The sequence below is a fragment of the Dyadobacter sandarakinus genome (genome assembly GCF_016894445.1).
Classification (GTDB): Bacteria; Bacteroidota; Bacteroidia; order Cytophagales; family Spirosomataceae; genus Dyadobacter; species Dyadobacter sandarakinus.
This window is the reverse complement of sequence record NZ_CP056775.1, coordinates 3,882,983-3,904,853: the sequence shown is the minus strand read 5'-3', so window position 1 is coordinate 3,904,853 and position 21,871 is coordinate 3,882,983. Positions and strand designations below refer to the sequence as shown.

At 47.8% G+C, this 21,871-nt stretch carries 21 protein-coding genes; 10 read left to right on the top strand and 11 right to left on the bottom strand.

Features of this window, described 5'->3' with window-relative positions; translation table 11 throughout:
* Nucleotides 1–2 precede the first annotated feature (2 nt).
* Nucleotides 3–1,151, top strand: coding sequence for a cysteine desulfurase family protein (locus HWI92_RS15710; protein ID WP_204656992.1), 1,149 nt, complete (start codon nt 3–5; stop codon nt 1,149–1,151).
* Nucleotides 1,152–1,167: 16 nt separating this feature from the next.
* Here HWI92_RS15710 and hemH read toward each other — a convergent pair whose 3' ends face one another.
* The 8 genes from hemH to HWI92_RS15670 form a co-directional block, all read right to left on the bottom strand.
* Nucleotides 1,168–2,238, bottom strand: coding sequence for a ferrochelatase (gene hemH / locus HWI92_RS15705; RefSeq protein WP_204664610.1), 1,071 nt, complete (start codon nt 2,236–2,238; stop codon nt 1,168–1,170).
* Nucleotides 2,239–2,282: 44 nt separating this feature from the next.
* A complete protein-coding gene (locus HWI92_RS15700) occupies nt 2,283–3,233 on the bottom strand; it encodes an N-acetylornithine carbamoyltransferase (RefSeq protein ID WP_204656990.1) in 951 nt (316 codons plus the stop codon).
* Nucleotides 3,234–3,287: 54 nt separating this feature from the next.
* A complete protein-coding gene (locus tag HWI92_RS15695) occupies nt 3,288–4,424 on the bottom strand; it encodes an aspartate aminotransferase family protein (protein WP_204656988.1) in 1,137 nt (378 codons plus the stop codon).
* A gap of 318 nt (nt 4,425–4,742) precedes the next feature.
* The gene (gene argC, locus HWI92_RS15690; RefSeq protein ID WP_204656986.1) at nt 4,743–5,726 is read right to left on the bottom strand and encodes an N-acetyl-gamma-glutamyl-phosphate reductase; all 984 of its coding nucleotides are present in this window, start codon (nt 5,724–5,726) and stop codon (nt 4,743–4,745) included.
* 4 nt (nt 5,727–5,730) lie between these two features.
* Entirely contained in the window at nt 5,731–6,930 is a 1,200-nt protein-coding gene (gene argG / locus HWI92_RS15685; RefSeq protein WP_204656984.1) for an argininosuccinate synthase, read from the bottom strand.
* A gap of 37 nt (nt 6,931–6,967) precedes the next feature.
* Entirely contained in the window at nt 6,968–7,372 is a 405-nt protein-coding gene (locus HWI92_RS15680) for a helix-turn-helix domain-containing protein (RefSeq protein ID WP_204656982.1), read from the bottom strand.
* Between the two features lie 11 nt (nt 7,373–7,383).
* The gene (locus HWI92_RS15675) at nt 7,384–7,680 is read right to left on the bottom strand and encodes a type II toxin-antitoxin system HigB family toxin (RefSeq protein WP_204656980.1); all 297 of its coding nucleotides are present in this window, start codon (nt 7,678–7,680) and stop codon (nt 7,384–7,386) included.
* A 167-nt stretch (nt 7,681–7,847) separates the two neighbouring features.
* Complete coding sequence (locus tag HWI92_RS15670; RefSeq protein ID WP_204656978.1) at nt 7,848–8,561, bottom strand: GNAT family N-acetyltransferase; 714 nt, start codon at nt 8,559–8,561, stop codon at nt 7,848–7,850.
* 371 nt (nt 8,562–8,932) lie between these two features.
* On the opposite strand from HWI92_RS15670, the gene aat reads away from it, so the two are divergent.
* The 5 genes from aat (at nt 8,933) to HWI92_RS15645 (ending at nt 13,882) form a co-directional block, all read left to right on the top strand.
* Nucleotides 8,933–9,541 (top strand): leucyl/phenylalanyl-tRNA--protein transferase, encoded by a 609-nt coding sequence (aat, locus tag HWI92_RS15665; RefSeq protein ID WP_204656976.1) that lies wholly within the window; start codon nt 8,933–8,935, stop codon nt 9,539–9,541.
* A gap of 108 nt (nt 9,542–9,649) precedes the next feature.
* The gene (proB, locus tag HWI92_RS15660) at nt 9,650–10,681 is read left to right on the top strand and encodes a glutamate 5-kinase (RefSeq protein WP_204656974.1); all 1,032 of its coding nucleotides are present in this window, start codon (nt 9,650–9,652) and stop codon (nt 10,679–10,681) included.
* Nucleotides 10,681–11,931 (top strand): glutamate-5-semialdehyde dehydrogenase, encoded by a 1,251-nt coding sequence (locus HWI92_RS15655; protein ID WP_204656972.1) that lies wholly within the window; start codon nt 10,681–10,683, stop codon nt 11,929–11,931. The genes proB and HWI92_RS15655 overlap by 1 nt, the downstream gene beginning before the upstream one ends.
* Nucleotides 11,925–13,055 (top strand): M20 family metallo-hydrolase, encoded by a 1,131-nt coding sequence (locus HWI92_RS15650; RefSeq protein ID WP_229248104.1) that lies wholly within the window; start codon nt 11,925–11,927, stop codon nt 13,053–13,055. The genes HWI92_RS15655 and HWI92_RS15650 overlap by 7 nt, the downstream gene beginning before the upstream one ends.
* Complete coding sequence (locus HWI92_RS15645; protein WP_204656970.1) at nt 13,055–13,882, top strand: enoyl-CoA hydratase/isomerase family protein; 828 nt, start codon at nt 13,055–13,057, stop codon at nt 13,880–13,882. Before HWI92_RS15650 ends, HWI92_RS15645 begins: the two co-directional genes overlap by 1 nt.
* Here the strand turns inward: HWI92_RS15645 and HWI92_RS15640 are convergent, their stop codons facing one another.
* The 3 genes from HWI92_RS15640 to HWI92_RS15630 form a co-directional block, all read right to left on the bottom strand.
* Nucleotides 13,883–15,445 carry an Rne/Rng family ribonuclease gene (locus HWI92_RS15640; RefSeq protein ID WP_204656968.1) on the bottom strand — a complete coding sequence of 521 codons (1,563 nt, stop codon included), beginning with the start codon at nt 15,443–15,445 and terminating at the stop codon, nt 13,883–13,885.
* A 260-nt stretch (nt 15,446–15,705) separates the two neighbouring features.
* Nucleotides 15,706–16,548: a tetratricopeptide repeat protein gene (locus tag HWI92_RS15635; RefSeq protein WP_204656966.1), complete on the bottom strand. Its 843-nt coding sequence runs from the start codon at nt 16,546–16,548 to the stop codon at nt 15,706–15,708.
* Between the two features lie 27 nt (nt 16,549–16,575).
* A complete protein-coding gene (locus HWI92_RS15630; protein ID WP_204656964.1) occupies nt 16,576–16,881 on the bottom strand; it encodes an HU family DNA-binding protein in 306 nt (101 codons plus the stop codon).
* Between the two features lie 159 nt (nt 16,882–17,040).
* Here HWI92_RS15630 and mutY point away from each other — a divergent pair, with 159 nt between their 5' ends.
* From mutY to guaB, 4 genes are all read left to right on the top strand, one after another.
* Complete coding sequence (mutY, locus tag HWI92_RS15625; protein ID WP_204656962.1) at nt 17,041–18,126, top strand: A/G-specific adenine glycosylase; 1,086 nt, start codon at nt 17,041–17,043, stop codon at nt 18,124–18,126.
* Nucleotides 18,127–18,261: 135 nt separating this feature from the next.
* Complete coding sequence (locus HWI92_RS15620; RefSeq protein ID WP_204656960.1) at nt 18,262–18,726, top strand: single-stranded DNA-binding protein; 465 nt, start codon at nt 18,262–18,264, stop codon at nt 18,724–18,726.
* A 230-nt stretch (nt 18,727–18,956) separates the two neighbouring features.
* Nucleotides 18,957–20,192, top strand: coding sequence for a transporter associated domain-containing protein (locus HWI92_RS15615; RefSeq protein ID WP_229248102.1), 1,236 nt, complete (start codon nt 18,957–18,959; stop codon nt 20,190–20,192).
* Between the two features lie 77 nt (nt 20,193–20,269).
* On the top strand, nt 20,270–21,745 hold the full coding sequence (guaB, locus tag HWI92_RS15610; protein ID WP_204656951.1) for an IMP dehydrogenase: 1,476 nt from the start codon (nt 20,270–20,272) through the stop codon (nt 21,743–21,745).
* The last annotated feature ends 126 nt before the right edge of the window (nt 21,746–21,871 follow it).

The following is a 21,871-nucleotide window of genomic DNA, read 5'->3' as shown; positions in this document are numbered from 1 at the left end:
ATATGAAAGTTTATCTGGATAATGCCGCTACCACACCACTAGATCCCGAAGTACTGGATGTGATGATCCCGCTCATGAAAGAGCAGTTTGGCAATCCCTCTTCAATCCATGCCTACGGACGTTCCGTGCGCTCATCCGTAGAACGTGCCCGCAAAGCCATCGCAGGTATCCTCAATGTGGCTCCGGCAGAAATCTTTTTTACATCCGGAGGTACCGAGGCCGATAATACGGCAATCCGCTGCAGCATTGAAACCTTCGGACTCAAACATGCCATTACTTCACGTATCGAGCATCATGCCGTGCTGCATACACTCGAACATTTGCATAAATCAGGACACATCGCATTGAGCTTTGTCGACCTGAATGAAAAAGGAGAAGTGGACCTGGCCCATTTGGAAAGTCTCCTGGCAAGTCATCCGCGCTCGCTGGTTTCACTCATGCACGGTAACAATGAAATCGGTAATCTGCTGGACCTGGAAGCTGTGGGGGATATTTGTGAAAAGTACGATGCTATTTTTCATAGTGATACGGTACAAACCATGGGGCACTACCGGCACGATCTGCAAAAGCTGAAAACACATTTCATCGTCGGTGCCGCACACAAGTTCAACGGCCCGAAAGGTGTAGGATTTCTATATGTAAGACCCGGCATCCGGATTGCGCCTTTTGTACACGGCGGTGCCCAGGAGCGTAACATGCGCGGCGGTACCGAAAATGTATATGGAATTGCCGGCCTGGCGAAAGCACTTGAAATTGCCTACCGGGATATGGACGCGCATCGCAGTCATATCGAAGGACTGAAAGCCAGAATGATCGCGAAATTGCGTGAGCAGATTGAAGGAATCACTTTCAATGGAAATTCGGGCGACCTGGATAAGAGTCTTTATACCGTGCTGAATGTGAGCTTACCATCTTCGGATATCAGCGACATGCTCCTTTTTAACCTGGATATTGCGGGCATTGCTGTGTCGGGTGGAAGCGCGTGTTCGAGCGGCACGGAGATTGGCTCACACGTACTCGGCCAGTTGCCGATCGATGCTGACCGGGCCAATGTGCGTTTTTCTTTCGGAAAATATAATACGGAAGCTGAAATCGACTACGCGGTACAAACGCTGGCAGACATTTATAAAAAAGAAAGCATTGCTTTTTAAATAAAAAGATCCGGCGTTAAGCCGGATTTTTTACCATATCCTGGACGGCTTCCACCCAGATATCACTGTCATTCAGGCTTTCGACCAGTTGCCAGTGCGTGCCGCCATTCTTCTCAAAAAGTTCTTTATATTCTTCTCCTACCTCGATGGTAGTTTCAAGGCAATCGGCTACAAAGGAAGGTGAAAAAGCCAGCGCGCTCCTGATCCCTTTCTGAGTCAGTTCGGGTATGATCTCATCCGTGTAGGGTTTAATCCAGGGCGTCTTGCCAAGCCTTGACTGAAAGCAGGTCGTGTATTTTCCTTCGGGGATATTCATTGCTTTTACCAGGAGGCGGGTTGTCTCAAAGCATTGGGCGCGGTAACAGTGCTGGTTGCGATGATCCAGCTGGTTGCAGCAGCTTCCAAACTGACAAAAGCTTCCGGTAACATCTCCCTTAGTGATCTGCCGCTCGGGGATTCCGTGGTAGCTGAACACAAAATGATCAAAATCGTGCTGTGCCATATACTTCCGGCCAAGCTGGGCAAACCCTTCAATGAACTTTGGATGATCCAGGAACCTGTTGACAAACCGGATTTCAGGCAGTACTTCCCAGTCCTGTACCAGCCGCATTACCTCTTTATACACTGACCCGGTGGACGCAGAAGCATACTGCGGAAAAAATGGTACTACAATGATGTCTGACAAGCATTCTTGCCGCAGCTTTGCCAGCGCTGACGCAATGCTCGGATTCTGGTAGCGCATGCCGAGTTCAACCACATAGCCCGGGCCTAGGCGCTGCTGCAGTTTCTCCTTTACAGAATAACCATAAATTTTCAGGGGTGAACCATCCGGCCGCCATAGCTGCCTGTAAACCTTTGCTGATTTGGGAGCCCGGAAAGGGGCAATGATCGTGTTGATCAGAAACCACCTGTTCAGATATGGGATATCAATCACACGCTCGTCCATCAGGAACTGCCTCAGGTAGCGGCGTACATCCGGCACCGACGGGCTGTCGGGGGTTCCCAGGTTAACGATCAGAACACCCGTTTTTCTGGTAAAATCCTCGTCTTTTATAGTGGTTGGCCGGGCCAATGTCGCACTGCTCATTTCTTTTTTCAATTTATTGACAGGAGATTTACGCTCCTTCCATTTTACTGTAACCCAATCAACACTTCCTTCAATGCTGCCTGTGCCGACCATTCGCGGTTGGCGGCCTGTTCAATTACAATGGACCTCGGCCCATCGAGTACCTCATCGGCAACTTTCACATTGCGGCGCAGCGGCAGGCAATGCATGAATTTACCATTATCCGTCAGCGACATTTTGGCTTCTGTAATCATCCACGAGGGATCATGGGTGAGCACCTGCCCGTACTGGCGGTACGACGACCAATTTTTACCATATACAAAATCCGCACCTTCCAGCGCTTTATCCTGATCATAGATCACCTGACCTTTACCTACAAATTCCGGCGCAAGATCGTAGCCCTCAGGGTGAGTAATGACCAGCTCTACATCCATGGGGTTCATCCATTCACAAAAAGAATTGGCTACGGCCTGCGGCAGTGCCTTGAAATGGGGAAGCCAGGTGAGTACTACCTTGGGGCGCTGTTTGATCCTGAATTCTTCGATGGTAATGCAGTCTGCGAGCGATTGCAGCGGATGCCTTGTCGCAGATTCCAGATTGATGATCGGCACCCCGCCGTATTTCTGAAACTGGCTGAAAACGATTTCAGCATAATCTTTCTCCCTGTCCTGCAAACCTGCAAAAGAACGGATACCAATGATATCGCAATAGCTTCCGATTACGGCCGCGGCTTCCTTCACGTGCTCAGCCTTATCACCGTTCATGATCACGCCTTCCTCCATTTCCAATCCCCAGCCATCCTGGCCCACATTCATGGTAATCACGTTCAGACCAAGATTTTGCGCCGCTTTTTGCGTGCTCAGCCTTGTCCGCAGGCTCGAATTGAAGAACAGCAGTCCAATGGTTTTGTTTTTTCCCAGTGCTGCATCTGCAAATGGATCGCGCTTGGCTGTAATTCCGCTGGTGATGAGTTGATTAAGATCAGTAACGTCTTTAATCGAAAGGAAGTTTTTCATCAATGATGGTGCCGGGCATGTTAGGTTACGACCGGCGCATTTATGGTTTTATGGTTAAACGGTTGCTACACTCAGCTCTTTTTTCAAAGCTTCCAGGAAGATATCAGCCTCCTCACGTCCCAGTGCCAGCGAAGGCAGCAGGCGGATCGTACTGGTACCGGCTACTCCAGTGAACATCTTATGCTCAAATAAAAGTTTGTTACGCAGGTCTTTTACAGGAAAATCAAATTCAATCCCGATCATCAGTCCCCGGCCGCGGAGGTCCTTGTAGCCGCCAATGCTTTTTAATCCTTCAAAAAGATACGCACCGACATGAGCTGCATTGTCCAGCAAATTTTCATTTTTCATAATGTCCAACACTGCCACCCCGGCTGCACAGGCAAGATGATTTCCGCCAAAGGTAGTACCCAGTAATCCGTAGCTGGCCTTGAACTTTGGAGAGATCAGGATACCGCCTATCGGAAATCCGTTGCCCATTCCTTTGGCCATGGAAATAATATCCGGATCAATGCCGCTGAACTGGTGCGAGAAAAACTTTCCGGTACGTCCGTAACCGCATTGTACGCTGTCGAGGATCAGGATTGCGCCTGTTTCGTCACATTTGCGTCTGAGTGCTTTCAGGAATTCGTCGGTACAAACGTGGATACCGCCCACGCCCTGTATCCCCTCCACAATCACGGCACATACTTCCTCTGTAATGCCGTCTTCAAGTGCTTCCACATCGTTAAATGGCAGGAAAGTAACGTGTTTGTTGTTGTTGACAGGGGCTACGATGGCGGGATTGTCAGTAGCGGCTACTGCGCCGGCAGTACGGCCATGGAATGATTTGGTAAATGCGACAACCTTTGTTCTGCCATTATGAAAGGAGGCCAGTTTCAATGCATTTTCATTGGCCTCTGCGCCCGAGTTACAGAGAAACAGTTTATAGTCAGGATAACCGGAGAGGTCACCCAGTTTTTCGGCCAGCTCTTCCTGAGCGGAAATTTTAACCGAGTTGGAATAAAAGCTGATTGCATTGAGCTGGACGGTCAGCTTCTCAACATAATAAGGATGACAATGTCCTACGGAAATGACTGCATGGCCGCCATAAAGGTCCAGGTACTTGGTACCATTGGAATCCCATAAATAGCTTCCCTGCGCCTTCACCGGCTCTATATCGTAAATCGGATAAACATCAAATAAATGTGACATCTTGTTGTTTGTTAAAGGGCGAAGTTCAGGTTGGATATGTGCTGAAAGTGCCCGGTATTGATGGTTTTAACTGGTAATTGAAAAATCGTAGCAGCAGCGGCAGCAAAAATGTCCCGGAACGCTATATCAGGTTCCGCCTTCGGAAATGCTGGCTGAATCCGGAGGATTGTCTGGAAATACCTTGCGTGCGGGATAATACAGGAATACCGCTCAGCAGTAATTCCATCTCTTTGCTTTTGTCGCTTTTGATTGCTTTCATTATCATGTATAAACCTTATCAACAAATATCAGCGCAGGCTGGCAAATACGTTTGGCAACCTAGAATGCTGCTGCCTTCAATCTGAGGCCGGTATTTTCCGGCAGACCAAACATCAGGTTCATGTTTTGTACCGCCTGGCCAGACGCACCTTTAGTCAGGTTATCAATGATGCTGCTGATCAGAAGCTGACCATCATGGACTTCCAGGTGCACCAGGCATTTATTCGTATTTACAACCTGTTTGAGGTCTATCGGTGCATCGCTGACGTGGGTAAACGGATGCTCCTGATAGTAACTCTTATAAATTCTTTTCGCCTCTTCCAGTGTTCCGTCAAAGGTGGTATAAACATTGGCCATGATGCCGCGGGTATAATCACCACGGTACGGAATAAATCTGACGTTCTGCTTAAAACCTTCCTGCAGCTTCCCGACGCTCATTTTAATTTCGGTCAGGTGCTGGTGCGTAAATGCTTTGTAAACAGATACATTGTTGTTTCTCCACGTAAAATGCGTAGTCGCACTCAGTGACTGTCCTGCACCTGTACTGCCTGTCACGGCACTTACATGCACATCATCCCTGATCAGCCCCGCGTCAGCCAGTGGCAGCAATGCCAGCTCAATGCTGGTTGCAAAGCAGCCCGGATTGGCTACTTTCATTGCAGTCTTGATAGTATCCCGCTGCAATTCGGGCAATCCATATACAAATCCTTCGGATTCATCCCTGAAATCGGTACTCAGATCAATGATCTTTACAGTGCCCGGGACAGTATATTCTGACAAGAATTTCTGAGACTCGCCATGCCCGGAGCAAAGGAAAATCACATGCAAACTCTCACTATCCAGCAGTTCCTGAACATCTTCACCCGAAAAAACCAGGTCGGTATCGCCAAGAAGGTCAGTATGCGTGGCATAAACAGGCTTACCGGCCTGACTCTTGCTGTGGGCAAATGCAATGGAAGCTTCCGGATGGCTGATCAGTATCCGCAGCAGCTCTCCGCCGGTATATCCGGCAGCGCCAATGATACCTATATTTATTGCTGTCATCCGCTTATTGGTTTGATTCGCTTACTTTGGCATAGATCATCACCTGGTTGGATGCTACTTTGGAGAAACCGCGTACATCGTCACCCGTCCAGGCATTGTTCATTTCTCCGTAGCTGCCGAATTTCGCCGACATCAGGTCGTACGGAGACTCAATACCTTCCACATGAAAGCGATAGGGAGCCAGGTAGACGTGAACTTTACCAGTCACGTGCGACTGGGTATCCGTCAGAAATGCCTCGATATTGCGCATAACAGGCTCTACAAACTGTCCTTTGTGCAGCAAACTGCCGTACCAGTTGGAAAGCTGCTCTTTCCAGTACAGCTGCTGCTCACTCAGCACATGTTTTTCCAGAGTATGATGTGCCTTGATGATGATGAGCGGAGCCGCAGCTTCAAATCCTACGCGGCCCTTGATCCCGATGATGGTATCACCCACGTGTATATCCCGGCCAATGCCGAAAGGTTGTGCGATGGCCGCCAGTTTCTGGATGGCCTGCACCGGATTTTCAAACTTCTCTCCGGCTACACCTTTCAGCTCGCCTTGTTCAAATTCCAGCGTAATGCTCTCGGGTTCCGTTTTGGTGATCTGAGTAGGCCAGGCTGACTCGGGCAGGTATTTTTCGGAAGTCAGGGTTTCTTTTCCGCCCACGGATGTTCCCCACAAGCCTTTGTTAATGCTGTATGCAGCCTTGGTCCATTCGCGACCCACGCCTTTCTGCGTCAGGTACTCGATTTCAGCTTCGCGCGAAAGTTTCAGGTCACGGATCGGGGTAATGATTTCGGCATCGGGAATAATGATCCTGAATGCCATATCAAACCGGACCTGATCATTGCCGGCTCCCGTACTGCCATGCGCAATGGCGCTCGCACCGATTTCCCTGGCATACTCCGCCACAGCAACCGCCTGAAACACGCGCTCCGCACTTACCGAGAGCGGATAGGTATTGTTTTTCAACACATTACCAAAGATCAGGTACTTGATACAATCATTGTAATATTCGCTGGTTTTGGAAATGGTAGCGTGTTGTTTCACGCCCAGCGCGTAGGCATTTGCCTCGATGGTTCTGAGCTCTTCATCTGAAAAGCCACCGGTGTCTACCAGCACGGAATGGACCTCGTAACCTTTGTCTTCGGCTAAATATTTTACACAAAAAGAGGTATCAAGGCCTCCGCTGAACGCTAAAACTACTTTGGGCTGTGACATTATTGTTGGTATGGATACAAGATAAACGGAATGAAAATCAGTGAATAGCGAGTAAAGTTTCGGCTGGTATTCCCAGGTTTCTGCTCAGTTCTCTGATCATTTTAATGGTTAAACTTCTTTTTTTACTTAAAACTTCCGAAACACGGTTTTCACCTCCAAAGTATGGCGCTACGTCTTTTCTTGTCAGATGAAGCTGCTTCATTCGCTCTTTGATCGCTTCAATGGGATCGGGCTTTGGAATTGGAAAATGCCTTTTCTCGTAATCAATTGCGAGCACTGTAATGGCTTCCAGAATGTCCAATGCCTTCTTTTTCTCCTCAGGATCTTCCAGCAAGTCAGCATCTACCAAAGCTTCTATGAGTTTGCCGGCCTCCTCAAAATCCTCCTGACTCGTGATCGGCTTTATTCTAATTTCATCAATGCTGATCGAGTGCGTTTTCATAAGTTCTGGTATTATAACTCTTTGATGTTCGTAATGCTGTCGTATGCTGCATGGTTTCCGATAAACCTTACAAATACAAGCTGTCTTTCATACTCGAACTTGGCTACCAGCCGGTACTTATTATGTGCGATGTTAAATACAATACGTCCATTCCCGACCGTGTCAGCATTCTTGAAAAACTTAATTACCCCATTCGGACCATCAAACCGGTTTTTCTCCACGGAGTCATACCAAAATTCAAGTGCCGGACGAGCGTCGGGATGATCATTCCAGAATGATCGTAGTGTGCCTCTGGTAAAAATCCGCATGTTGCGAACAAAAGTACATAAGTTTCAGACAACGATATTCCCGTTTTGGGAAAAGCTTGTGAGTTCGTTGGGTTTTATCGTAAAACAAAAAAATACCTCGCCTCAGGCCTGAAAAGGCTGCCGGGCGAGGTACTCAGAATGTTTGTTATCTGTGAATTGATGCGGTACTAGTGTACCAGCGCGGCCCCGGCGTTTTTCTTTTTCGCACGTTCTTCCCTTCGCAGCAAAATGCGCTGCTTGATCCGCATCCAGCGTTCATACAGACCTGATTCTTTCAGAAAGTCCCAGGATCCTTTTTCTGCTGCTTCCGTATTTACAATCTTCTTGTCTTCCGGATTGTACATCATCCCCGTGCAAAGGCAGTGTTTTCTGCCGGTGCGGGTGAGTACATCATAGTTTACACAGCTTGCGCAGCCTTTCCAGAAGGCATCGTCAGCAGGAAGCTCGCTGAACGTTACCGGCTCATAGCCCAGGTCGGAGTTGATTTTCATCACCGGCAGACTGGTCGTAATGCCAATGATCTTTGCGTCAGGATATTTGGTGCGTGATAGTTCAAAAGCCTTTTGCTTGATAGCCTTGGCCATACCGCTGTTACGGTAATCAGGATGTACGATGAGGCCCGAATTAGCCACAAACTTGCCGTGTTCCCAGGTTTCTATATAACAAAAGCCCACCCATTGACCGGCCTCAGTGGTAGCAATGATGGCTTTTCCTTCCACCATTTTTTCCATAATGTACACCGGAGAACGTTTGGCAATACCAGTACCACGCTTTTTGGCGCTTTCCTCCATTTCTGCACAAATTACGTCTGCAAAATGGAGATGGTTTTCATTGGCAGTCTGAACAACAAACTTACTGCCCACTACTTCGGTATTTTTCATTGATGTATGTACTGACAAAAATGTTCGAAACAAAAAATAACTATACCCAGAGAATAAACGATGGGACGTTTTGGAAAGTACTTCAAGAAAATCGGGGATGAAAAAGCTTTACCACGTAGGTAAAAGAGAATTATGCGGTCCTTGTGGACCTGAATCGGAAAGGCGTAGTATGAAGGACAGTATGTATGCCGTTACAATTCATTGACAGGTGATGTGTCTTGGTAGCTACAAATTTTGAAAAAAAATTTATCACGCCAAAGTAACATAAGATATATTTTTATGGTTCGGCTGCCTGTAAAGTTCTGTGCGTAAATTTTTGCACTTTTACCCGAAATGCAGGCAAGGAATGTACGCTTAACATTATTTTACCAATGTCGGAACTTACCACTGACGACCTGATTTATGGGTACATTAATGGCATATTCCCCATGGCGGAGTCAGACGGGAGTATTTACTGGTACTCGCCCGATCCCAGGGCTGTGATTCCCATTGATACTTACAAACCGCCCCGCTCCCTCCGGCCGGTGATTAACAGGCATCATTTTGAGATCAGGGTCGATACTGATTTCGAAGGCGTCATGCGCGGCTGCTCGTTGCCGAGGGCCAAAGAAAACGGCACCTGGATCTCGGAAACAATCATTTCTTCCTACACCGCACTGCACCAGCTCGGTTACGCCCACAGTATTGAAGCCTATCGTGAAAACAGGCTCGTGGGAGGCCTTTATGGTGTAGCGATCAACGGTGTGTTTTTTGGTGAATCGATGTTCACGATTGAAAGCAATGCATCCAAAGTCGCTTTTCATTATCTCATGCTGATGCTCCGTCTCAACCGCTTTGTTTTACTGGATACGCAGTTTATCAATGATAATGTGCTGCGTTACGGCGCCATTGAAATCCCGAGGCTCGACTACCTTACGCAGCTGCATAAAGGTTTGAAGATGAAACGCACCTTTGATCCGCAGGTGCTGCAGGGAATGTAATAATGCCCGCCGCCCGCGCTCCTGATGCTTGCATTGCCCTTTGAATGCTGTAATTTTGGCGCAGTTGCTTCTTTACGCACTGGTAAATGCGTATAATTCCCTGTGAAAGTGTCTAAACCAATTCTTGTTATCAAGTTCGGAACCGCCTCGATTACGCTTCCTTCAGGTGAGCCGGATACCGGCATCATCGCAGAAATAGCCCGGCAGGTTTCGGAAATACATGCCGGTTACCGGATCATCATTGTTTCTTCCGGTGCGGTCGGTGCAGGAAAGGCCTATATTCAGGATTATAAAGGGACAATGACCCAGCGTAAAGCCGCTGCGTCAGTAGGGAACCCGCTCCTCGTAGGACTGTATGCAGCCAGCTTCGCACCAACCAACATATTTATAGCGCAGGGACTCTGCGAAAGGCAGCATTTTGCGAGCCGCAAGAAGTTTTTACAGCTCAAAGAAACCTTTGAGGAACTCTGGGCAAACAACATTATTCCTATTGTCAATGAAAATGACGTAGTCAGTGACCGTGAGCTGAAATTTTCGGACAATGATGAGCTGGCTACCTTGCTTGCAGTAGGCTTCGGAGCCGAGTCACTGATGTTTTGTACGTCAGTAGGCGGATTACTCGATGGGGAAGGAGCAGTTTTGAGAAATGTGTCCAATGTCAACGAGGTTTTTAAATTTGTAAAAACCGATAAATCTTTTCTCGGACTGGGTGGTATGGCGTCCAAGCTGACCTTTGCCAAGCTGGCTGCCCGGATGGGCATACGGGTGGTTATATTCGGGATGAACAGGAAAGATGAGCTGCTTGACGCATTGCATGGAAATGCAGGTACCCTGATCAAACCTGGCAAAAGCACCTTATCGGCCCGCAACCGCTGGCTTGGCAGCGGCGGACTGGTTTCGGGACGACTGCAGATTGACGAAGGTGCTTCAAAAGCATTGTTAAAAAGAAAAAGTCTTCTTGCAGTAGGGGTATCTGATGTGGAAGGTGACTTTGAGGCAGGCGAAATCATTGAGATTTATTCTCCCGCCCAGGAGATGATCGCAGTGGCACGCGCGCGTGAAACCTCTGGGGCCATCCGCGAAAATCTGAAAAAAATGAATTTTGAAGTGGCGCATGCCAACGATATCGTTTTATTATAATGGACTCCATTTTACCTATTCTGAAAGAGACGCGGGAAGCTTCGGTAGCTGTCCGCAGGCTGGACGATCAGCAGCGTGCTGATGTACTGGTGAAACTTGCAGCCGTCATCCTGGCTAACAGTGACAATATCGTGACTGAAAACCAGAAAGACCTGGCGCTGATGGATGATGCCGACCCGAAAAAAGACCGTCTTCTTTTAAATACCAGGAGAATTAACGACCTGGCGCAAAGTCTTATGGATGTGGCCGGTCTGCCTGATCCTACCCGGACCATATACCTCGACAAAACCATTGAGCAAGGCATGCATCTACGCAAGATTGCGGTGCCGCTGGGCGTAGTCGGGGTTATTTACGAATCAAGGCCCAATGTAACGATTGATGTTGCCGCGCTTTGCCTAAGGTCCGGAAATGCCTGTGTTTTAAAGGGCGGAAAAGAGGCGCATTATTCCAATACTTACCTGGTAAGCCTGATCCACGAGGCGCTGTCCGATTTCGGTGTGCCCGCAGCTGCTGTCACTTTGCTGCCTGCTGGGCGCGAATACGTAGGAGAGCTGCTTACGGCAACCCAGTTTGTAGATATTATTATCCCGCGCGGCTCGGAGTCGCTGATCAAATTTGTGCGGCAAAATTCGCTGGTACCTACTATTGAAACGGGTGCCGGAGTGTGCCATACCTATGTGGATCGTACAGCAGATCTGGATAAGGCTGCGGAAATTGTAGTCAATGCAAAAGTTTCCAAGCCGGCGGCATGCAATGCATTGGATACCGTGCTGGTAGATTCGGACGTAGCAGAGGTTTTTTTACCAAAGCTGAAAGAAGGATTTGAAAAATGGCATGTTGAAGTGTATGCAGATGAAACTTCTTACGCAATCATGGAAAAAGCCGGGTTTGCATTGCTGAACCGGGCTGCTGCCGATGATTTTGGGCGTGAGTTTCTGGATTTTAAATGCTCCGTTAAAGTAGTAGCTGACCTTTATGAGGCACTGCACCATATCGAGGAATTTTCGTCCCGGCATTCGGAAGCAATTATTTCAAATGATCAGGATGCAATAGATAAATTCCTGAATGAAGTAGATGCCGCTGCTGTTTATGCCAATGCCTCTACCCGCTTTACAGACGGAGGGGTATTTGCACTGGGAGCGGAAATAGGGATTTCTACACAGAAATTGCACGCGAGAGGCCCATTTGCATTGGAGAAATTGGTAACCGAAAAATGGATTGTGACAGGAAACGGACAGGTAAGATGGTAAGCGATACAAATTCCATGCTGACAGCTTCATCAGTAAAGGAGGCAATGCTGCAAACACTTTCGGCAGATGCAATTGCCTTATTGAAACAGCTGATAGAAACTCCTTCCTTCAGCCGGGAGGAAGCGCATACCGCCTCTTTGCTTGAAGCCTTTTTACAGGCTCGCGGTATTTCGTTTAACAGAAAGAAGAATAACATCTGGGCGTATAATCTGCATTTTGATCCTGCTAAGCCTACTATACTCCTTAACTCGCACCACGATACGGTAAAGCCCAATAAGTCCTGGACACTTGACCCTTTCGTTGCAAGCGAGGCAGATGGTAAATTATATGGATTGGGGAGCAATGATGCAGGAGGCTGCCTGGTTTCCCTGATAGCCGCTTTTTGCTACTTCTACGATCAGCAGAACCTCGGATATAACATCGTACTAGCAGCAACCGCGGAAGAGGAAGTATCCGGAAAGGAGGGTTTGGAAATTGTTGTTCCTGAACTTCCCGAGATTGCCTTCGCAATTGTGGGCGAGCCAACAGAAATGCACCTGGCCGTAGCTGAAAAAGGTTTGCTGGTACTGGACTGTACCGCAAAAGGTATCTCCGGGCATGCGGCAAGAGAAGAAGGAGAAAATGCTATTTACAAAGCATTACAGGATATTGGCTGGGTGAAATCATACCAATTTCCGAAAGTGTCCGAAACGCTTGGGCCGATCAAGATGTCAGTAACGATCATCAATGCGGGTACACAGCATAATGTGGTCCCGGATGCCTGTACTTTCACGATTGACGTTCGCGTTACGGACGCTTACACGCTTGAAGAAGTGGTACAGATCATTCGTTCTAATATTTCGTCGGAAGTTTCGCCCCGCTCCATCCGTCTACGCCCTTCGAGCATTCCGGTGGATCATCCGATTGTGCAGGCAGGTGTAAGCCTTGGCCGAACTACCTACGGCTCGCCGACCACTTCCGACCAGGCTCTGCTGGATTGCCCATCGTTGAAAATGGGACCAGGCCACTCTGCACGCTCGCACAGTGCCGACGAGTTCATTTACCTGCACGAAATTAAGGCGGGAATCAGGCAGTACATTACCATGCTCGAAGCCGTCGTAACAAAAAACAACCCGCAGGAATAATGCGCTTTTACACCAGGGACGATGTAGCAGCCTTCGGCACCTTTGACTTCCTGTACATCAGGGTGAGCTTTGCGGGGCATATGCTCCGGATTACCCTGAACCGGCCCGAAAAGCGCAATGCTTTCAATAATACCATGGCCGAAGAGATCGTGTTTGCGCTGGCTTTTGCAAAGTACAATGCGGATGTTCGCTGTGTTATAATAAATGCGGAGGGACTTGTATTTTGCGCCGGTGCCGACCTGAGTGCATTCCACGACAATGCGGCAAATTCAGTGAACCCGAAACTCCCGGCGATAAGAGAGGAAGTGCGTTTGGGAGATGCCTTTTCTGAGGTACACAAACCCTGCATGGCCGTGGTACAAGGACCGGTGCTGGCGGGCGGTTTCCTGATAATCTGCGGATGTCACTTTGTGCTGAGTACACAGGAAGCTACATTCAGCCTGCCCGAGGTGAAGCGGGGCTTGTGGCCGATGCAAGTCATGGCTTCACTCCTAAAAATCCTGCCTCCCAGAAGAGCATTGGAAATGGCTATAACAGCACGTAGTTATAATGCCCTGGAAGCACAATCCATGGGTTTGGTAACGGATGTTTTCAGGGATGATGAAATCCTGGAAAAGGCTGAACAGCTTGCCTTAGAAGTAGTTGAAAATGCTCCACTTGCCATACAAAAAGGTCTGGAAGCATATAGTATGCTGGCAAATATGCCGCAAGATCAGCAACATACTTACCTCAAAGCAGAGCTTGACAAGCTGCTGCTTAGCCAGGACGCTGCCGAAGGCATTCGGGCATTTGGGGAAAAACGCAAGCCAAACTGGCGCGCTCAGTAGCTAGTTGCCCGGTACGATCTCGATCTCTTCTCCATAGCGATTATGGAATTTGAAATCAGTCACGCCGAGTGAGCTGTCTTTGATCAATTTCACCCAGGTTTTGTAGTTTAAAAACCACTTAACCTGCTCAGAAATCAATCCCTTTGTAAAATACGAATGCAGGAACGGGTGCAGTGAAATGGTAATTCCGCGCTCATTCTGTTTGGTCAGAATGTAATCCAGATTATTGGCAATAACATCCGACACAAGGATGCTTGCCTGAATAGTACCGGTACCACCGCAAGTAGGGCAGGTTTCACGAGTAACAATATTCATTTCCGGACGAACGCGCTGACGGGTAATTTGCAGCAGTCCGAATTTCGATAACGGAAGAACCGTATACTTCGACCGGTCCCCCTTCATTTCGTCGCGCATGACATCAAAAAGCGTACGTTTATTCTCCGCTTTTTTCATGTCGATAAAGTCGACGACAATAATGCCGCCCATGTCCCGAAGCCTGAGCTGACGGGCAATTTCCTTGGCTGCTTCGAGGTTTACGCTTAATGCCGTAGCTTCCTGATCCTCTTCAGAATTGGATTTGTTACCGCTATTGACATCGATCACGTGCAACGCTTCGGTATGCTCGATGATCAGGTAACCACCGTTTGGCAAGCTTACGGAACGTCCGAACAAGGATTTGATCTGCTTTTCAAGACCAAACTGTTCGAAAATCTTGTTTTTGCCATTGTGCAACCGCAAGATGTTTTCCTTGTCGGGAGCAATGTTGTGGATATAGGCTTTGATGTCGTCGTATACTTCCTTCGAATCTACAGTAATACTGTCGAATGATTCGTTCAGCATATCTCTGATAATGGAGGAGGCACGGTTCATCTCACCGATCACACGGTCCCGCGGCTTCGCATCACGAAGTGCTTTAATGCCCGATTCCCACTTGTCCAGGCAATCCTGAAGGTCTTTGTTGAGTTCGTCCACATCCTTGCCCATGGCAACAGTGCGGATGATCACACCAAAGTTCTGCGGCTTGATAGACGACATGAGCCTCTGCAGGCGCGTTCTTTCCTGCTTATCAGTAATCTTTTTGGAAAGATTGACCGAATTGGCAAATGGTACGAGTACGATGTAACGCCCGGCAATAGAAATATCGCAGGACAGGCGAGGGCCTTTTGTAGAAATTGGCTCTTTTACAATCTGAACCAGAATGGGCTGGTTCTTGGAGAGGACTTTGTCGATTTTACCCAGCTTTTCAATTTCAGGCTCCATTTTGAAGTTATTCAACTTCCCTGAATTGACACGCTTGGCAATAACGTCTTTGGTTAGCTTATTAAGCGAGTTGATGTTAGGTCCAAGGTCCAGATAATGCAGAAACGCATCTTTTTCAAAGCCAACATCTACAAAGGCTGCATTGAGCCCTGCCACCAGCTTTCGGACTGTACCGAGGTAAATATCTCCTACGGTAAAGCTTTGGTCCGGTGATTCGACGTGATACTCTAAAAGACGTTTATCCTGCAAAAGGGCTATACGCTCTCCCTTTTGAGTAGAATTGATTAGTAACTCGTTACTCAATGTTCAACCAACTGAATGGCTATAAAAATGTGGATACTTAACCTCCCGCTTTTTATGACAAAAGGGGTTTACCTAAGTGGGTAAGAAGTTATGACCGAATTTATATAAAATCCGGTCATAATAATTATTTCTTCTTATGTCTGTTTTTTCTGAGGCGTTTCTTTCTCTTGTGAGTGGAAATCTTATGTCTCTTTCTTTTTTTTCCGCAAGGCATAAATTATATCGTTTTAAATAAGTAATTAGTTGCTTCTGCCTCTGCTTTATTCATTCAGACGGGCTTCCAACTCTCCGATTGCCTGTTGGATCACGGGGTCTTTTTCCTCTTTTTTAACCTCTTGCAAAACTTTCCTGGCCTGCTCCTTATCACCCAGCTCCACCAATGTGAGCCCCAGGTAAAATTTCGCTTTTGTATTGGCAGGATTGTTGGTTAAAATCTGTCTGAATCTGTCAGCAGCTTTTGAATATTGATTTGATCGCATGGACAGGATCCCCAGGTTGAACAGTGCAAGTTCATTGGTCGGATCTGTGTCGATCACCTCACGCAACAACATGATTCCCTGCATCGGGTTTTCAGTGTTCACGTAAGTCATGGCCATGTTAGCTTTTGCGGCTAGCAGGCCGGGATTCTGGTCAATGGCCTTCTGGTAATATTCCCGGGTTTTCACACCCAGATTCTTGGCTTTCTGATCGTCTACTGCAAACCCGTATGCTTCGTAGTACCGGTCACCGGTACGCATCAGATTTTCAATGGACGGAGATAATGCGGCAATTTTCTCTGCATAAAAAGCCGCACTGTCAAATTTTTGCAGTTGCGCAAATTTGTCAGACAGTTTGATGCCCGCAGCAATCTTGCTTTTATCGTCGGCCTGAATGAAGCCACTTCGCAACCGGCTGATCTTCTGCTGATCAGGAATCAAAGTGGCTCCATCATGCGAAGGGGAGGAACTTTCAGCAGCAGGTGTCGTGGAAGCCGCCACGTTGCTCTGGTTTCTCTCTTTGTCCACGTCTTTTCCCTTATTATTCACAACGACCTTGGGAAGGCTGAATAGCGTTCCGACCAGAGCGATTGCCAATACACAGGAAAGAATAATGGACTTTTTCATAAATTATAAACCCAGACCTCAGATGATTTATTTCTCAACAACGGCCCGCAGCTTGTCGCTTTCTTTAACCTGTTCAACAAAAACTTTTGCAGGCTTAAAGCTTGGAACAAAGTGCTCGTCAATGATCATGGAAGTACCCTTTGAAATGTTACGGGCAACCTTACGCGCACGCTTTTTATTGATGAAGCTACCGAAACCTCTTACATAAAGATTCTCACCTTCAGAAAGCGAGTCTTTAACCACGGTGAAAAATGATTCGAGGGTTTGCTGAACGTCGCCCTTGTCTACGCCTGTTTTCTCAGAAATCTGTGCGATTACGTCTGCCTTAGTCACTTTGATTGTTTACTTTAAGTGGATATTATTTCATTTATTTACCTACTCATCTGAGTTTTGGGAACACAAAGGTACGGTAATTTTACCAGAATTTAAAAAAAGGGGAATTTCATTTTTTATATAAATGACTAACAAACAGGACACAAAAGGGCTTGTAATATGAGGCTGGACGGCTTTCCTGTAAATGATTTTAATCAACGGCTGAAAGCCTGGTATGTGCTCAACCACCGTCCGCTGCCCTGGCGGGAAACCCATGATCCGTACAAAATCTGGCTCTCAGAAATCATCCTTCAGCAAACCCGTGTAGCCCAGGGAATGCCTTATTACGAGAAGTTCCTTCTGCATTATCCCACGGTATTTGACCTCGCACAGGCGGACGAACGCGACGTGCTCCGGCTCTGGCAGGGACTGGGCTATTACTCGCGCGCGCGCAACATGCATTATACGGCCCGGCAGGTTGTCAGCGAATTTGGAGGGAAGTTTCCGTCTAGTGCGGCACAGCTCGGTAAGCTCAAAGGACTGGGTACCTATACGGCTGCGGCTATTGCATCCTTCGCATTTGGTGAGGTAGTAGCGGCTATTGACGGGAACGTGTACCGCGTGCTGGCCAGGTTGTTTGGCATCCGTGCGGATATGCTTGGAAATGAGGGTAAAAAGGAATTTGCTGCATTGGCTTCCGAGCTGGTTTCAAGGGATGATCCTGCTACCTATAACCAGGCTATGATCGAGTTTGGAGCGCTGCATTGCGTGCCTGTTTCGCCCAAATGCGGGAGTTGTCCTTTCTCCGACCTGTGCTATGCCTACGCTACGGGAACTCAGAACGAGCTGCCGGTAAAGGTCAAAAAGCTGAAAGTGAAGCAACGCCATTTCAACTATTTTATCATTGAAAAAAATGGCTTACTGGCTATGAAAGAGCGGCGTGCGCGTGATATCTGGACTGGCTTATACGATTTTTATCTGGTCGAAACAGCTGAGCCTGTAACTTCCCCCGACATCCTGGAAGATGAGCCGGAGGTACAGCACCTGCTGCGGGCAGGTATGATCCGGGAGGTGCCGAAAACCTACTTTCATATTCTTACACATCAGAAACTGAACGTACGGTTTTGGTGGATCCATATCACCACTGACGCTGATTCGGTACTTCCGGCAGGACTTGCATTTTACCGGGAAAGTGAAATTGAAATGCTGCCAAAGCCGATCCTGATTGATACTGTATTGAAAGAAGAAGGGTATTTGCCTGGATGAATTTTTTTTAAAATAACGTGACCGGGATTATAAAGCCGCGTCTGAATGGTAGGCAGGAATTTGTTAAGCCTGGGAAATCTTGTTTGAAATAACCTTATATTTAATTTACCATCATCCATACCAACATCAAAACTTATGGCAGGAAGTGTTAACAAAGTAATCCTGATTGGAAACCTGGGCAGTGACCCGGAGGTGCGTTACCTGGAAAGCGGCTCAGCCGTGGCTAAGTTTAATATTGCTACCACCGAGAGCTATACCAACAAAAATGGTGAACGTGTGGAAAATACGGAGTGGCACCGCATTGAACTTTGGGAAGGTTTGGCAAAAGTTGCTGAAAAGTACCTTAAAAAAGGCAATCAGGTGTACATAGAAGGACGCATCCGGACAGACAACTGGACAGATAAGGACGGGCAGCAAAAAACCGGGGTCACGATCCGTGCCAATAGTATGACGCTGCTGGGAGGACCTTCGGGCAATACGGGCGGTGACACTGGACAAGGTTATGCACAGTCTGCACCTCAGCGCGGGCAGGCACCCAGGCAACCGGACCCGATTCCACCGTCGCTCGCCGGAAATGACGATGATGATCTTCCATTCTAGTAAGGAAATGCATGTGTCTAGTAAGGAAATGCATGTGATTCTGTCAGAAACCGGAATTTTCAATAGAGGTTTTTCAAAATCCGGTATATATCTGACAGAATCGCTACATTTAACTAATTAAACCTGGTTCGAACGAGCATTTGTTATTTGTGAAAGAAACTGCTGACAGCGACGATCCCCTTCCCCGAACGCGTCAGGGGAAATTGCTTCCCCGACATTTAACACGCAATTTGCTTGCAGGGATACTGGCACCTGTTGATATGCTCGCACCTTATGACTTCATTGTCATAGCCCTGCTTTTCTTTATTTCACTTTTTATTTCCGGTATCCGTGCAGCCTATGCTGCTACAAATGCGCTTGAAACTCCATGGGAGCGCAAAACGGATGCGGAAAGCAATCTTCCGAACCGGCGCGAACAGCTTGCATTGTCCCTGGTACAGCGTGCAGTTACCATGCTGGCATTGCTGCTGGCGGCACGTCTTGCCTGGATAGGGACGCAGGGCGAGCATTACGAAACTGCCCAATGGATCGCGCTGGCCGTATTGGCTTTCTGGATCTGGGCTGATGCACTCGTACGTTTTTTCTGTGCCAAAAAAGCGCATGAAATACTGGCAAGGCTTGCCGGTACAAACCGGGTGGTAGTAAGAATAGCGGCTTTTCTGACCCGGCCTGTGATCAGGGTAGGGTATGCTGCCGGCGTGCTGGTCCGGGAAGGTGCAGAATTAACCGCTGCAAGTCTGGAAGCAAAGGCAGAAAGTGAAGAGGAAAGTGATTTGCTGCGCGGCCTTGCTAATTTCCGTCAGACCAATGCACGCAAAGCCATGCAGGCAAGGCTGCACATCACCGCATTTGATGTTGAGCTTAATTTTCATGAACTAATGGACAGGATCAACAAGTCGGGTTACTCACGTGTGCCCGTTTTCAAGGATGATCTGGACCATATTGAAGGTATTCTGAATGTAAAAGATCTGCTGCCGCATATTCATCTGGATGAACATTTTGCCTGGCAGAAGCTCATGCGGCCGGTTTATTTCATACCGGAAAGCAAGCGCCTGGATGATCTGATGAAGGATTTTCAGAACAAGCGGGTACATATGGCCATTGTTGTGGACGAGTATGGCGGAACAAGCGGGCTGATCACACTGGAAGATATCATCGAAGAAATATTCGGAGACATCAATGATGAGTATGATGAGGACGAAGAAGTCAATTATACGCAGGTAGATGAAAATACCTACGTCTTTGAAGGCCGTGTGCTGATCAATGACCTTTGCCGGCTGCTTGACTTGGAAAGTGACTATTTTGATGAGATCAGGGGAAACAGTGAATCCCTTGCAGGCTTGTTGCTTGAAATGTTTTCGCGCCTGCCCCGTACCGGCGAAATTACCTCCCACCGCAATGTTACCTTCAAGGTACAATCAGCGGACAAGAAGCGGATCAAGAAGGTCAGGGTACTTGTGGCATAAAGAAAAAATCCAATCCATTTTATTTACTGCAAAGTAATTCCTAATTTTACCCGGCAAATAACAATCGTTTATTTGCTATGAGCACAGACCCATCTTCCAAAGTCCTCTTTGAGGCACTCACCTACGACGACGTTCTTCTGCTACCGGGTTATTCAGAAATTCTTCCTCGCGATACTTCAACAAAAACCAGGCTCACCAGAAACATCGAGCTGAACATTCCTATCGTTTCCGCTGCGATGGATACCGTGACCGAGTACGAGCTCGCCATTGCCATGGCACAAGAGGGCGGTATCGGTATAATCCATAAAAACATGAGCCTTGAAGCTCAGGCCGAGCAGGTTAGAAAAGTAAAGCGCTCGGAGAGCGGCATGATCCTCGATCCGATCACGCTTTCAGATACTGCCACACTTGGCGATGCCCACCAGATCATGCGTGAATTTAAAATCGGTGGTATTCCGGTTATTGACAAAGATCACAAGCTGATTGGTATCCTTACCAACCGCGACCTGCGCTTTGAGCGGGAAATGAGTAAATCGGTCATCGATATCATGACCAAGGAAAACCTGATCACCGCCTCAGATGGTTTGTCGCTGGACGATGCCGAGAAAATTCTTCAGGAGTATAAAATTGAAAAATTACCCATCGTTGACGCCAATTACAGGCTCACCGGACTGATCACCTATAAGGACATCCTGAAACGCAAGTCGCATCCCAATGCATGCAAGGATGAATTCGGGCGGCTCCGGGTAGGTGCGGCTGTGGGTGTTACCGCTGATTTGCTCAAACGCGTAGAGGCACTCGTGAAAGCCGGTGTGGACGTTATCAGCCTGGATACGGCCCACGGGCACTCCAAAGGTGTGATCGATGCCGTAAAGCTTATCAAAACAAACTTCCCCAAACTGGATGTAATTGCCGGTAACGTTGCTACTGGTGCAGCAGCCAAAGCGCTCGCCGATGCGGGTGCGGATGCCGTGAAAGTAGGTGTTGGCCCGGGAAGTATTTGTACAACAAGGATTATTGCCGGTATTGGCGTACCTCAGCTTACTGCTGTAATGTGGGCTGCACAGGGTCTGGAAGGTACAGATGTACCCGTAATTGCCGACGGTGGTATCCGCTTTTCGGGGGATATGACCAAAGCACTGGCAGGTGGAGCAAGTACGATCATGATCGGATCCATGCTGGCGGGAAGTGATGAGGCTCCGGGAGAGATTGTTATTTACGAAGGACGTAAGTTCAAGGCTTACCGCGGAATGGGCTCCGTTGAAGCCATGGAAGAAGGTTCCAAGGATCGCTACTTCCAGGATGCAGAGGATGATGTGAAAAAACTGGTTCCCGAAGGTATCGTAGGACGTGTTCCGTTTAAAGGCAAAGTTTCTGAAATTATTTACCAGATGGTAGGAGGGCTGAAAGCTGGAATGGGTTACTGCGGTGCTGCTGATATCACCAAATTGCAGCAGGCGGAATTTGTAAAAATTACCTCAGCCGGCGTAAAAGAAAGCCACCCGCATGATATTATGATCCAGAAGGAAGCACCTAATTATTCGAGAGGGTAGGGGGCTGTTGGCTTTCGGCTTTCGGCTTTCGGCTTTCGAAAAAATGGAAAGTCAAGTTATACGAAAAATGCCTCACAGGAATGTGAGGCATTTTTTATGATATTGTATTCAATGGAAGTCCGCCGA